This window comes from Streptomyces sp. CB09001 (genome assembly GCF_003369795.1).
Classification (GTDB): Bacteria; Actinomycetota; Actinomycetes; order Streptomycetales; family Streptomycetaceae; genus Streptomyces.
Map to the genome: position 1 here is coordinate 764309 of NZ_CP026730.1, position 12805 is coordinate 777113.

13 protein-coding genes and 1 riboswitch are annotated in these 12805 nt (G+C 71.9%); of the genes, 3 read left to right on the forward strand and 10 right to left on the reverse strand.

Annotated elements, in window-relative coordinates; genetic code table 11:
- Positions 1-18: 18 nt before the first annotated feature.
- The gene (locus tag C4J65_RS03585; RefSeq protein WP_115741063.1) at positions 19-1089 is read left to right on the forward strand and encodes a LacI family DNA-binding transcriptional regulator; all 1071 of its coding nucleotides are present in this window, start codon (positions 19-21) and stop codon (positions 1087-1089) included.
- Between the two features lie 18 nt (positions 1090-1107).
- Here the strand turns inward: C4J65_RS03585 and C4J65_RS03590 are convergent, their stop codons facing one another.
- Positions 1108-1674, reverse strand: a complete 567-nt coding sequence (locus tag C4J65_RS03590; RefSeq protein WP_240330371.1) for a DUF1707 domain-containing protein — start codon at positions 1672-1674, stop codon at positions 1108-1110.
- A gap of 179 nt (positions 1675-1853) precedes the next feature.
- Between C4J65_RS03590 and C4J65_RS03595 the strand changes: the two genes are divergently transcribed.
- Positions 1854-2273, forward strand: a complete 420-nt coding sequence (locus tag C4J65_RS03595) for a TOBE domain-containing protein (RefSeq protein ID WP_115741065.1) — start codon at positions 1854-1856, stop codon at positions 2271-2273.
- 69 nt (positions 2274-2342) lie between these two features.
- On the opposite strand, the gene gcvP is transcribed toward C4J65_RS03595, so the two are convergent.
- Positions 2343-5228 carry an aminomethyl-transferring glycine dehydrogenase gene (gcvP, locus tag C4J65_RS03600; protein ID WP_115741066.1) on the reverse strand — a complete coding sequence of 962 codons (2886 nt, stop codon included), beginning with the start codon at positions 5226-5228 and terminating at the stop codon, positions 2343-2345.
- A gap of 177 nt (positions 5229-5405) precedes the next feature.
- Positions 5406-5501: riboswitch (glycine riboswitch) on the reverse strand.
- A gap of 151 nt (positions 5502-5652) precedes the next feature.
- Here gcvP and C4J65_RS03605 point away from each other — a divergent pair.
- Entirely contained in the window at positions 5653-6030 is a 378-nt protein-coding gene (locus C4J65_RS03605; protein WP_205350950.1) for a PRC-barrel domain-containing protein, read from the forward strand.
- Here the strand turns inward: C4J65_RS03605 and C4J65_RS03610 are convergent.
- From C4J65_RS03610 to C4J65_RS03645, 8 genes are all read right to left on the reverse strand, one after another.
- A complete protein-coding gene (locus tag C4J65_RS03610; RefSeq protein WP_115741068.1) occupies positions 5985-7382 on the reverse strand; it encodes a DNA polymerase IV in 1398 nt (465 codons plus the stop codon). The genes C4J65_RS03605 and C4J65_RS03610 overlap by 46 nt on opposite strands.
- A 64-nt stretch (positions 7383-7446) precedes the next feature.
- Entirely contained in the window at positions 7447-8133 is a 687-nt protein-coding gene (locus C4J65_RS03615) for a MerR family transcriptional regulator (RefSeq protein ID WP_205350951.1), read from the reverse strand.
- A gap of 162 nt (positions 8134-8295) precedes the next feature.
- Complete coding sequence (locus tag C4J65_RS03620) at positions 8296-8769, reverse strand: bifunctional nuclease family protein (protein ID WP_030189411.1); 474 nt, start codon at positions 8767-8769, stop codon at positions 8296-8298.
- Between the two features lie 131 nt (positions 8770-8900).
- A complete protein-coding gene (locus tag C4J65_RS03625; RefSeq protein WP_115741070.1) occupies positions 8901-9641 on the reverse strand; it encodes a MerR family transcriptional regulator in 741 nt (246 codons plus the stop codon).
- Between the two features lie 44 nt (positions 9642-9685).
- Complete coding sequence (locus C4J65_RS03630) at positions 9686-10537, reverse strand: FHA domain-containing protein (RefSeq protein ID WP_238698001.1); 852 nt, start codon at positions 10535-10537, stop codon at positions 9686-9688.
- 148 nt (positions 10538-10685) lie between these two features.
- Entirely contained in the window at positions 10686-11540 is an 855-nt protein-coding gene (locus C4J65_RS03635) for a DUF881 domain-containing protein (RefSeq protein ID WP_115741072.1), read from the reverse strand.
- A 5-nt stretch (positions 11541-11545) separates the two neighbouring features.
- Positions 11546-11878, reverse strand: a complete 333-nt coding sequence (locus C4J65_RS03640; protein WP_003977440.1) for a small basic family protein — start codon at positions 11876-11878, stop codon at positions 11546-11548.
- Positions 11875-12783, reverse strand: a complete 909-nt coding sequence (locus C4J65_RS03645; RefSeq protein ID WP_115741073.1) for a DUF881 domain-containing protein — start codon at positions 12781-12783, stop codon at positions 11875-11877. The genes C4J65_RS03640 and C4J65_RS03645 overlap by 4 nt, the downstream gene beginning before the upstream one ends.
- Between the last annotated feature and the right edge of the window lie 22 nt (positions 12784-12805).

The following is a 12805-nucleotide window of genomic DNA, read 5'->3' on the forward strand; positions in this document are numbered from 1 at the left end:
GCGGGAGGTGGGAGGGAAGTGGCAGCAGACGAGGCCCGGGCCGAAACGGCCTCCGGCCGCCGGGGCCGGGTCACGATCACGGACATCGCCCGCCGGGCGGGCGTCTCGGTCCCAACCGTGTCCCGGGTGGTGAACGGCCGCTCGGACGTGTCGCCCGGGACCAGGGCGCGGGTGGAGGAACTGCTGCGCCGGCACGGGTACCGCAAGCGCGCCACGGCGCCCGGCCGCCGGGCCGCCCTGATCGACCTGGTCTTCAACGACCTGGACAGCCCCTGGGCCATGGAGATCATCCGCGGGGTCGAGGAGGTGGCACACGCCGCCGGCGTCGGCACCGTGGTCTCCGCGATCCACGGACGTTCGGGCGACGCCCGTCAGTGGATGCGCAACCTGCGGGCCCGGGCCTCCGACGGCGTCGTGGTCGTCACCTCCGCCCTGGACCCCGTGCTCCACCAGGAGCTGCGAATCCTCGGCGTGCCCCTGGTGGTGGTCGACCCGGCAGGCGCCCCCGCCCTCGACGTGCCCACCGTCGGCGCCGCCAACCTGTCGGGCGGCCGGGCGGCCACCGAGCATCTGCTGGCGCTGGGACACCGCAGGATCGGGCTGATCGCCGGCCCGCCGCTGCTGCAGTGCTCGCGGGCCCGCCACGACGGCTACCGCGCCGCCCTGGAGGACGCCGGGGTCGCCGTGGACGAGTCCCTGGTCGTCCCCGGGGACTTCCGTCACGAGTCCGGCTTCGCGGCCTGTGCCACCCTGCTGGGCCTCGCCGAGCCGCCGACGGCCGTCTTCGCGGCCAGCGACCAGATGGCACTCGGCGCGATCGAGGCGGTGCGCCGCCGGGGGCTGCGGGTGCCGCAGGACATGAGTGTCGTCGGTTTCGACGACCTTCCGGAGGTCCGCTGGTCGGCCCCGCCCCTGACGACCGTGCGCCAGCCGCTCGCCGAGATGGGCCGGACGGCCGCGCGCACGGTGCTCCGCCGTACTCGCGGCGAACGGCCGGACCCGCCGCGGACCGAGCTGGGCACGGACCTGATCGTCCGCTCCAGCACGGCGCCACCACCCCCGCCCGCTTCGGCGACACCCTCCCGCTGAGGTCTCGCGCCGGTCGCGCTACGCCCGGCGCCCGAGCCGGCGGCGCGGCGAGCGCACCACGACCTGGCCCCAGCTGATCGCACCCGCGATCTCCACCCTCAGCTCCACCGGTGCCACGGTGTCGACGGTCCGCGGCGTCTTCACCTCGGCGTAGCTGGTCGCCAAGGAGTCGGTGTCCACCACGATGCCGGGGCGGGTCACGACCTTCAGCACCCCGGCCCGCATGTCGAGGTCGATGTGAAGGGTGTCGTGTGCGATCACGGCCCGGGCGAGGTCGAGAACCACCTCGCCCCAGGCCGACCGGATCTCCATCCGCCGTGGGACCACCCAGCCCTCGCCCCGCCGGGTGGACGCCCCCTCCTGCTCGATGCGCACGACGTCCTTGGCCGCGACGACCGGGCGGCCCTCGGCCGCCGTCGGCAGGTCGGCGGTGAGGGCGGCCAGCTCCCCCTGGGTGCGCGCGGTGAGCGCCGCGCCCACCCGCTCGTCCAGTTCCTCCGGGGTCAGCCGTCCGTCGCCGGCGGCGGCGCTCAGGAGGTCCACGGCCCGGTCCCGGTCCGTGTGCGAGGCCCGGAGTGCGGGCATCCCGCCGTCCGGTGAGGGCTGCACCGACATAGCTCGACCCCGATCTCCCCGGGGCGTCCCGCGAACGCCCCATCCACTGCGGCACACTAACGCTATATCGCGTTATACCCAACGGCCAACCCCGCGTCCACGGGTGCTTCCCCGCGGCGCGGCGCCCTTCACCGGGCTACGGTGCCCCCATGAGCCTGAGCATCCGCAATCAGCTCCCCGGCACCGTCACCGCCGTCACCCCGGGCGAGGCCATGGCGACGGTCGCCGTCCGCCTCTCCGGCGGCCAGGACCTCACCGCGGCGATCACCCGGGAGGCCGCCGAGGACCTCGCGCTCGCCCCCGGCACCGCCGTGCGGGCCCTGGTGAAGTCCACCGAGGTCGCTCTGGCCACCGGGCCCGTCGACGGGCTGTCCATCCGCAACCGGCTGCCGGGCACGGTCACCGCCGTGACCACCGGCGCCGCGATGGCCACGGTCGCGGTCGCCGTCGAGGGTGCCGAGCTGACCGCGGCCGTCACCCGGCAGGCCGCCGAAGACCTGAGGCTGTCCGTGGGCGTTCCCGTCGTCGCGCTGGTCAAGTCGACGGAGGTGTCGCTCGCCACGGCCTGAGACGCCGGGAGGCCCCGCCCGGACACCGCGAGCCCGGACGGGGCCTCTCTCTCGCTTGCGCGGCGGGACTCAGTCCTCGTACGCGTCCAGCGGCGGGCAGGAGCAGACCAGGTTCCGGTCGCCGTAGGCCTGGTCGATGCGGCGCACCGGCGGCCAGTACTTGTCGGCGGCGGACACACCGGCCGGGAAGACGGCCTCCTCGCGCGTGTACGCGTGGTCCCAGTCACCGCCGAGCGCGCCCGCGGTGTGCGGGGCGCCGCGCAGCGGGTTGTCGTCCGCCGGCCAGGCGCCCGAGCCGACCTTCTCGATCTCCGCGCGGATGGCGATCATCGCCTCGCAGAACCGGTCCAGCTCGGCCAGGTCCTCGGACTCGGTCGGCTCGATCATCAGCGTGCCGGCCACCGGGAAGGACATCGTCGGCGCGTGGAAGCCGTAGTCGATGAGCCGCTTGGCGACGTCGTCGACGCTGACGCCGGTGGCCTTGGTCAGCGGGCGCAGGTCGATGATGCACTCGTGCGCGACCAGCCCGCCGGGGCCGGTGTAGAGCACCGGAAAGTGCGGCTCCAGCCGCTTGGCGATGTAGTTGGCGGACAGCACGGCCACCTGCGTGGCGCGCTTGAGGCCCTCGCCGCCCATCAGGCGGACGTAGGACCAGGAGATCGGCAGGATGCCGGCCGAGCCCCACGGCGCCGCCGAGATGGGACCGACGCCGCTCTGCGGACCGGCCGCGGGCTGCAGCGGGTGGTTGGGCAGGTACGGCGCCAGGTGCGACCGTACGCCCACGGGGCCCACGCCGGGACCGCCGCCGCCGTGCGGGATGCAGAAGGTCTTGTGCAGGTTCAGGTGGGAGACGTCGCCGCCGAAGTGCCCGGGCTTGGCGAGGCCGACGAGGGCGTTCAGGTTGGCGCCGTCGACGTAGACCTGGCCGCCCGCGTCGTGCACCTGCGCGCAGATGTCGGCCACGTGCTCCTCGAACACGCCGTGCGTGGACGGGTAGGTGATCATCAGCACGGCCAGCTCGTCGCGGTGCTTCTCGATCTTGGCGCGCAGGTCCTCGACGTCGATCTCGCCGTCCTCGGCGGTCTTGACGACGACGACCTTCATGCCGGCCATCACGGCGCTGGCGGCGTTGGTGCCGTGCGCGGAGGACGGGATGAGGCAGACGGTGCGCTGTTCGTCGCCGTTGGCCCGGTGGTAGCCGCGTACGGCGAGCAGGCCGGCGAACTCGCCCTGCGACCCGGCGTTGGGCTGGAGCGAGACCTTGTCGTACCCGGTGACCTCGGCGAGCCGCTCCTCCAGCTCACGGATGAGGGTGAGGTAGCCCTGCGCCTGGTCGGCGGGCGCGAAGGGGTGCAGCGCGCCGAACTCGGGCCAGGTGACCGGCTCCATCTCGGTGGTCGCGTTGAGCTTCATGGTGCAGGAGCCCAGCGGGATCATGCCGCGGTCCAGCGCGTAGTCCCGGTCGGCGAGGCGGCGCAGGTAGCGCAGCATCGCGGTCTCGGAGCGGTGCTGGTGGAAGACGGGGTGGGTCAGGAAGTCGTCGGTGCGCAGCAGCGACTCGGGCAGTCCCTGTGCGGTCTCCGCGTCCAGCGACTCGATGTCGCCCTCGACGCCGAAGGCGTGCCACACGCCGCCGACCTGGGCGCGCGTGGTGGTCTCGTCGCAGGCGAACGACACGTGGTCGGCGTCGACGAGCCGCAGGTTGATGCCGTTCTCGCGAGCGGCGTGCACCACCTCGGCGGCCCGGCCGGGCACCCGCGCGGTGACGGTGTCGAAGTAGGAGCCGTGGACGATCTCGACGCCGCCCGCGGCGAGGCCGGCGGCGGTGATCGTGGCGTACCGGTGGGTGCGGCGGGCGATGGCCCGCAGGCCCTCGGGGCCGTGGTAGACGGCGTACATGCCGGCCATGACGGCGAGCAGCACCTGCGCGGTGCAGATGTTGCTGGTGGCCTTCTCGCGGCGGATGTGCTGCTCGCGGGTCTGCAGGGCCAGGCGGTAGGCCTTGTCGCCGTCGGCGTCGACGGAGACGCCGACCAGACGGCCGGGGAGGCTGCGGGCGAACTTCTCGTGCACGGCCATGTAGCCGGCGTGCGGTCCGCCGAAGCCCATCGGCACGCCGAAGCGCTGGGTGGTGCCCACCGCGATGTCCGCGCCCAGCTCGCCGGGCGAGGTGAGCAGGGTGAGGGCGAGCAGGTCGGCGGCGACGGTGACGAGCGCGCCGAGCTCGTGCGCGCGGTCGATCACCGGCTTGATGTCGCGGACGGCTCCGGAGGCACCCGGGTACTGGATCAGGACGCCGTTGATCTCCCGCTCGGCGACCTCGGCCGGGATGCCCTCGCTCAGGTCGGCGACGACGACCTCGACGCCGGTCGGCTCGGCGCGGGTCCGTATCACGGCGACGGTCTGCGGCAGGGCGTCCGCGTCGACCAGGAACAGGCCCTTCTTGTTCTTGCCCATGCGCCGGGACAGCGCCATCGCCTCGGCGGCCGCGGTGCCCTCGTCGAGCAGCGAGGCGCCGGAGGTGGGCAGGCCGGTCAGCTCGGCGACCATGGTCTGGAAGTTCAGGAGGGCCTCGAGCCGGCCCTGGGAGATCTCCGGCTGGTAGGGCGTGTACGCCGTGTACCAGGACGGGTTCTCCATGACGTTGCGCAGGATGACCGGCGGGGTGAAGGTGCCGTAGTAGCCGAGGCCGATCATGGAGTCGAGGACCTGGTTGCGGTCGGCCAGCGAGCGGAGCTCGGCCAGGACCTCGGCCTCGGAGCGCGCGCCCGGCAGGTCCAGCGCGTCGGCGTTCTTGATCACATCCGGCACCGCGGCGGCCGTCAGTTCGTCGAGCGAACCGTAACCGACCTGCGCGAGCATCTTGGCCCGGGCCTCGTGGTCGGGGCCGATGTGACGCTGCTCGAACGGCATGGCCTGTTCGAGTTCGGAGAGCGGAGTGCGGTGGGCGGTCATTGCGGAGGCCTCCTGGTCTGACGACCTTCGAGGGGCACCACGGCGCGGGTACCCGGACGGCCTCCCCCTCTGTCATCTCAACCTGAGAGCTTCACCGGGCGAGCCCTGGGGCTCTCCCGGCTTTCACCGTCGGTGAGAGCGGAAGCCGTCGACACCCGCCCTGCTTTCCAGAGTGACCTCGTCCGTGCGGTACGTGAGCCTGAGAGATTCCGGGGAGGATTTGCTCCTTCGGCGCCTCCGGTGGTGTCCGGAGGACTCTCCCGCGCGGGGTCAGCAGCCGTTTGCCAGCGTACCAGCGAGGTCGCCGCACGGACTTCGAGTGGCCGACCGGGCACTTGTGCTCTTTTGTAGTACTTACGGATGATTAGGCGGCTGGTGTCGTGACCCCAGTCCGGCCCAGTGGTGCGATCAAGTGGAGGGCCCCGTGCGTACTGACATCGATCCGCGGAACCTGATCGGCCGCAAGGCGTTCGACCGCGACGGCACCAGGATCGGCACCGTGGACGAGGTCTACCTCGACGATGCCACCGGCGTCCCCGAGTGGGCGGCGATACGAACGGGTCTCTTCAGCCGGGACGCCTTCGTCCCCCTGGAGCCCAGCGAGCTGGTCGACGGCACCCTGCGCGTGCCCTTCGACCGGGCGCTGATCAAGGAGGCGCCCGACTTCGGCGTCGGCCGCCACCTCTCGCCGGAGCAGGAACTCCAGCTCTACCACCACTACGGCCTGGACGTGGCGGCCGCTCCCCCTCCTCCCGATCACGACTTCGGCAAGCTGGCCGGCAAGGGCAACGACGACGGCTGACCGCTCTCGCCGCTCTCCGTCCCGGCGACCAGCGGCAGCGGGTCCGCCGGTGTCAGCTCCGGGTCGTCCACCGGGAAGGTCCGCACCCGCCCGACCGCGGAGTACGGCGTCTCGAAGCGCACGGTGACCCGCCCGAGACCACTGCCCTGCACCCAGCCGTGCCCCAGCTCCGCGTGCCGCACGTCGTGCCCCGACGGCCATCGCCGCTCGGCGGGCGAGGTGCTCTGCTCCTCGGCGGGCCCGGTCCCGGGTTCCTCGGCCGGTTCCTCCGCGCGGTCCCCCGCCGCCTGCGCGAACAGGTCCTCCTGCGTGTAGTCGGCGAGCCCGCTGACACCCACCCCGAGCAGCCGCACTCCGCCCGTGGTGTCCACCGAGTCCAGCAGTCTGGCGGCCGCCTCCCGCACCACCGCGGCATCGTCGGTGGGGCCGCGCAGGGTCTCGGAACGCGTGAGCGTGGAAAAGTCGTATCTGCGCACCTTGAGCACGATCGTCCGCCCGGAGAGGCCGGAGGCGCGCAGCCGCCGCACGCAGCGGTCCGCCAGCCGCCCCACCTCGACGCCGACCCGCACCCGGTCGTGGATGTCCACGTCGTAGGTGTCCTCCACGGACACCGACTTGGTCTCCCGCTCGGCCACCACCGGACGCTCGTCCCGCGCCAGCGCCATGGCGTACAGGGCGTGGCCGTGCGCCTTGCCCAGCAGCCGCACCAGCTCGTCCTCGCCCGCCTCGGCGATCTCGCCGACCGTGGTGATCCCCGCCCGCCGCAGATGGTCTCCCGTGGCCGGTCCCACCCCGGGCAGCGTCCGCACCGTCATCGGCTCCAGCATGGCCCGCTCCGTACCCGGCGGGATGAGCACCAGTCCGTCGGGCTTGGCCGCCTCCGAGGCGATCTTGGCCAGCATCTTGGAGGCGGCGAGGCCCACGGATCCGGTGAGGCCGGTGACGGTGCGGATGTCCGTGCGCAGCTTCGCTCCGGCCAGCTGCGCCGACTCCGCGTCCCGCGCCGCCCCGCCCGCGTCCAGGTCCACGAAGGCCTCGTCCAGGCTCAGCGGCTCCACCAGCGGCGACAGCTCCCGCAACAGCCGCATCACCTGCTCGCTGATCGACCGGTAGAGCTCGAAACGCGGCACGAGGTAGGCGGCGTGCGGCGCGAGCCTTCGGGCCTGGCCCATCGGCATCGCGGAGTGCACCCCGAACACCCGCGCCTCGTACGAGCAGGTGGCGACCACACCGCGCGGTCCGAGGCCGCCCACCACTACGGCCTTCCCGCGCAGGCTCGGCTTGGACGCCTGCTCCACCGAGGCGAAGAAGGCGTCCATGTCGAGATGCAGGATCGTGGGCGCGGTTCTCACATCTACGATGCTGCCCTACGCCACTGACAATGGCGTCGCCGGACGGCTCCGTGCGCCGCGGGGGTCAGACCGCCCGGTTGTTCCGCCGCCGGGCCAGCTCGTCGGCCGGATTGTGCCCGACCAGGGTCTCGCCCGTGTCGATCCGCTCACCGTGCAACTGGGACAGCGCGCTCTCCACGTCCCGCCACACCACGCCGACGGCGATCCCGAAGATGCCCTGCCCGCCCTGGAGCAGGGCGTGCACCTCCTCGGGCGACGTGCACTCGTAGACGGTGGCGCCGTCGCTCATCAGCGTCATCCGCTCCAGGTCGCGGAAGCCGCGCTCCCTGAGGTGCTGGACGGCGGTGCGGATGTTCTGCAGGGACACACCGGTGTCGAGGAAGCGCTTGACGATCTTCAGCACGACCACGTCGCGGAAGCTGTACAGCCGCTGCGTCCCGGATCCGTGCGCGGGCCGCACGCTGGGCTCGACCAGGCCCGTACGGGCCCAGTAGTCGAGTTGCCGGTAGGTGATGCCGGCGGCCGCGCAGGCCGTCGGCCCGCGGTAGCCGATCTGCTCGGACGCCATGGACGTCGCCCCTCCGCTGGTCGGCACGGCTGCCGGTCGCTGTGGACCGGGATCGGCCGCAACACCGTGCTGGGCGTGGCCCGCGCCTGCGCGAAGCCGGGAGCCCGGGGGAGGGTACGGACCACCTGCCCCGAGGCTGTGCCCGGGGCCACCCCCAACCGTACCGTCGCCGCTGATTCTCACGCCGACCTCCGTCCTTGACCTGCCTCCTCGAAGGTAGGCAGTCACCAAGGGTGCGTCAACGATCGCCACACTCGGCACGCCGAGTGATAATCACCCTACGAGTGGTTTCCCGTGTCTCATCCCGGGAAAGGCTAGCCGGATGTGCCCGGACGGGCCCGCGTCTCACTGATTGCTGGTCCCGAAGTCCTCGGGCGAGATCTGGTCGAGGAACTCACGGAACTTCTCCACCTCGTCCTCCTGCTCGTCCGGAATGGCGATACCGGCGTCGTCGAGGACCGTGTCGCTGCCGTAGATCGGCGTACCGGTGCGCAGGGCCAGCGCTATGGCGTCGGACGGCCTGGCACTGACCTCGACCCCGCTCGCGAAGACCAGCTCGGCGTAGAAGACCCCGTCGCGCAGGTCGGTGATGCGTACTTCGGTGAGCTCCTGGCCGACGGCTTCCAGCACGTCCTTGAAGAGGTCGTGGGTCAGCGGCCGTGCGGGAGCCATGCCCTGCTGGGCGAAGGCGATCGCCGTCGCCTCCCCCGGTCCGATCCAGATGGGAAGGTAACGGTCGCCGCCCACCTCGCGCAGCAGCACGATCGGCTGGTTGGAGGGCATCTCGACCCGGACACCTACGACATCGAGCTCGTTCACACAGCAACCCTAGGCCGTGCCCGGGACGTTTGGGTAGTCGGGCCGGGATCGGGTGGGCGATCCGGGTCCGGACCGGGTGGGCACCCCGGGCCTCGCCCCGGTCCACGGCCCGGACCCCGGTCCCGCCCGTTTCAGGGCAGCCGCACGCCAAGGGCGGTCTGCACCAGCGCCGCGTGCAGTTTCACCGCGAGCCCCGCCAGCTCCTTGGTGCGGGCTTCCGCGTGTGCCCTGGTCTGGGGGTTGCGGTGACGCTTCAGCGGGGCCACCACCTGGTCGACGAGCCCGGCCTCGCGGTCGGCTGCGGCCTTCATCACCCGCAGGTGCCGCGGTTCGATCCCGAACCGCCCCAGCTGCACCACCAGCGACGCCACCGTGACCGCCTCGGCGTCGTACGCCCCGTCGGGCAGCGGGACGAGGAGTCCGTACGACTCCCACTCCTTCAGCTCCTGCTCGCCGATCCCGGCCGTGGCCAGCAGCTCGTCGCGCCCGATCCGGGCCACCGTCGGGCTCTCGGCGGGCTCGGGCTCGGCCGCCTCCCCGTCCCGCTGCCGGCCGACCCGCGGCAGCGCCACGGCCTCGCCGCGCTCCACGGCGTCCAGGTGCTCACGGATCACCTTGAGCGGCAGGTAGTGGTCCCGCTGCATGCGCAGCACCTGGCCGAGCCGCTCGACGTCGCGCACGCTGAACTTGCGATACCCGGCCGGAGTCCGCCGCGGCTCGACGAGGCCCTCCGACTCCAGGAAACGGATCTTGGAGATGGTGATGTCGGGGAACTCGTCACGCAGCGCGTTCAGCACTGCGCCGATGCTCATCAGCCCACTGTCCGTGACGGCGGCGCCTTGCCCGGCACCGCCGCTCGGTGTTTGAAACATGGACCTTCCCTGGAGGTTCCCCGGGCGGACGGCCCGGGGGCGGGTCAGTAACCCCGCTGGCTCGCGTAGAACACCAGCCGGTACTTGCCGATCTGCACCTCGTCACCGTTCGACAGGGCGACCTGGTCGATGCGCTCCCGGTTCACATAGGTGCCGTTCAGGCTGCCGACGTCGGCGACCGTGAACGACCCGTCCGGGCTGCGCCGGAACTCCACGTGCCGGCGCGAGACCGTCACGTCGTCCAGGAAGATGTCGCTCTGCGGATGACGCCCGGCCGTGGTCAGCTCGCCGTCCAGCAGGAAGCGGCTGCCCGAGTTCGGCCCGCGGCGCACGACCAGGAGGGCGGAGCCCAGGGGCAGCGCGTCCACGGCCGCCTGCGCCTCGGGAGAGAGCGCCGGCATCGCCGTCTGGCCGGTGACCTCGGCGTCGTAGGCCTCGAGACCGGAGATGGAGATCGTGGAGGTGGTCTCGGACGCACGCTCCGGGACCGCGCCGGGCCGCAGCGGAGCACCGCAGTTGGAGCAGAAACGGCTGTTCTCCGCGTTGCGGTTGCCGCACCTCGTACAGACCAGGGCCGACATGGACGGATCCTCCTGCCGCGACTGCCCCGCCGGGGCGTTCGACGCGTACGGGTCGGGGGTGAACCCTCCACCCGCACCCGGGGCCGAGGGCTGGCCGAAACCTATGCCGCCGGACTGAGCAGGGTCAACAGACGGCGCGCCCGGACCACCCACCTGGTCCCGGTACATCGGGCGTCGGCCCTCCGCGTCGGGCTGTGCGCGATGGCGGGCGGTGGCGTTGTCGCCGCTGCCCTCTCGTGCGCTCTTGCCGAACAACTTCGCAAACAACTTCACGGGCGATTCCCCTTGACCGAAACAGACCCGCCCGTGGGGCAGGACGAACCCTTACTGAACGCACTGGCCGACCCGGACACCTTCACAACGTCCGCCTCCACCAGACAGTTTCCACCACGCACCACCCAATCGGTGCGCCGACCCCCCGCAACCTCATGCCCTCGCCGGACGCCCCCCATGCACCGCAGGTTCACTGGGAGGACGACCGAGCGTAGTCAGGCCGCTCCGCCGCTCGCAAGGCGTCCACGACGATCTTGCTCGACCGCTCAACAGTAACGGTGGCCTGTTCCTTCTCCAGAGTCTGCACCACTCCTCCAGGAATGTTGAGAGCCGGTTCGAGGTCCTGCGGCTTGCCGATGACCTGGAAACGATACGGCGCGTTGATCTTGTTCCCGTCGACGCCGACGGAGTTGTCGGCGTCCGCGAGATACGTGCCTGCGACGACCCGTACGCCGTTCACCTGGATCGCCTCCGCACCCGCCGCGCGCAGCTCCTGGATGGCGTCGAGCAGCATGTCCGCCTCGACCGTCCCCTTCGTGTCCTCGATGGTCACCGTGATGCCGGGCCCCTGCGCGGCCACGGTGCCCGCGAGGATGCCCAGTTGCCGCTCCTTCTCGAGCGTCTGTTTGCGGGCCTCCTCCGCCTGGTCGGAGCTGTTCTCCAGCTCGTCGCGCTGCTTCTCGAGGCCCTGCTTCTCGTCTTCAAGACGCTGAGTACGGTCGTCCAGTTCATCCAGGATGCGGACCAGATCCTCCTGGCGGGCGCCCCGCAGCGCACTGTCGCTCTCACTGTTGGACGCCACCTGAACCGCGAGGCCGAACCCGAGCCCGAACAGGAGCAGGGCGACGATCAGTTGGGCCCGAGTCAGACGCGGCGGCCACAGCCCCTTCAGGAGCCGCTGCCTGCCGGTCCCTTGGTTCGGCTCCGGCTGCGCGCCGCCCGGGACGTCGCCCGCGGGGTCGTCCGCCGACGGTGGCCGCGCCGGCGGCACCTCGTCCGGCAGCTCCTTGCGCAACCTGTTCGCGGGCTGCTCGTCGTCGCTCATCGGCCTCACGCCCGGAAGACGTGGCGTCGGATCGCCGCGGCGTTGGAGAAGATACGGATGCCGAGGACCACCACGACCCCGGTGGACAGCTGGGCTCCGACGCCCAGCTTGTCGCCCAGGAACACGATCAGTGCGGCCACGACCACGTTCGACAGGAACGACACCACGAAGACCTTGTCGTCGAAGATGCCGTCGAGCATGGCCCGCAGCCCGCCGAACACGGCGTCCAGCGCCGCCACGACGGCGATCGGCAGATACGGCTCCACGGCCGCCGGCACCTCGGGCCGGACCAGCAATCCGGCCACGACTCCCACGACGAGGCCCAGTACGGCGATCACGATGTGCCCTTCTCGGTTATCGGCTGTGCTGTACGTACGATCACACTCGGTGCGGCCGGCAGCTTGAGGTCGTCCGCGACGGAGATGGCGGTCCGGATGCCGTAGCTCTCCTGAAGGGCATGCAGGTACAGCCCGTCGGCACTGTCCTGGAACCCCTTGCTCAGCCGCTCCCCGTCCCCCACCGCGAGCACCGTGTACGGCGGCACCAGCGGCCTGTTGTCGACCAGTATCGCGTCACCGGCGGCCCTGATCGCCGACAGCGCGGTCAGCCGCTGTCCGTTGATGGAGATCGCCTCGGCGCCCGACTCCCACAGCCCGTTCACCACACGCTGCATGTCCCGGTCCCGCACCCGTCCCGTGTCGGAGAATCCGGAGGTGCCGCGCGGCTGCCCGTCGGCGCCCGTGCCGCCGACGTCCTTGGCGTCGTTCACCACGAGCTTCACGCCGGGGCCGTGCACTTCCACCGCGCCCGACAGGATCCCCACCAGGTCGGACCGGTCGCCGTCACCGCTCTTCTCCAGCGCCTGGCGCCGGCGGGCGTCCACGTCGTCGCGCAGTTCGTCGACGCTCTTCTCCAGCTCGTCGGCCGCCGAGGTCTCCCCCTCTATGCGGTCGACCAGCTCTTCACGCTCCTTGGCGACGCCGGGAGCGGCGACCCGTGCCTGGGCCGCCCCGACCGTCACGACCAGCGCCGCCAGGACCAGACCGGCCGCCAGGCCCAGCTTGGCGCGCAGCGTCTTGGGCATGCCCCCGCTGCCGTCGGCCTTCTTCCGCGCGGCGGCCTCGGCGTATCCGTCGTCGAGGCTGTGGTCCATGACGTTCGTGAGCAGCGACATGGACGCGTCCGGGCGCGCGGGCCGCGTGGGTGTGCTCCGAACGGGGGGTGGCTGCGGCATGCCGCACATCGTCGCACGCCACCGCCACTAC

Excerpts from the sequence above, each read along its gene's own strand:
- C4J65_RS03590 (WP_240330371.1), bottom strand. The coding sequence starts at position 1,674 with ATGCCCGCACTCCGGGCCTCGCACACGGACCGGGACCGGGCCGTGGAC.
- C4J65_RS03595 (WP_115741065.1), top strand. The coding sequence starts at position 1,854 with ATGAGCCTGAGCATCCGCAATCAGCTCCCCGGCACCGTCACCGCCGTC.
- gcvP (WP_115741066.1), bottom strand. The coding sequence starts at position 5,228 with ATGACCGCCCACCGCACTCCGCTCTCCGAACTCGAACAGGCCATGCCG.
- C4J65_RS03625 (WP_115741070.1), bottom strand. The coding sequence starts at position 9,641 with ATGTTTCAAACACCGAGCGGCGGTGCCGGGCAAGGCGCCGCCGTCACG.
- C4J65_RS03635 (WP_115741072.1), bottom strand. The coding sequence starts at position 11,540 with ATGAGCGACGACGAGCAGCCCGCGAACAGGTTGCGCAAGGAGCTGCCG.
- C4J65_RS03645 (WP_115741073.1), bottom strand. The coding sequence starts at position 12,783 with ATGTGCGGCATGCCGCAGCCACCCCCCGTTCGGAGCACACCCACGCGG.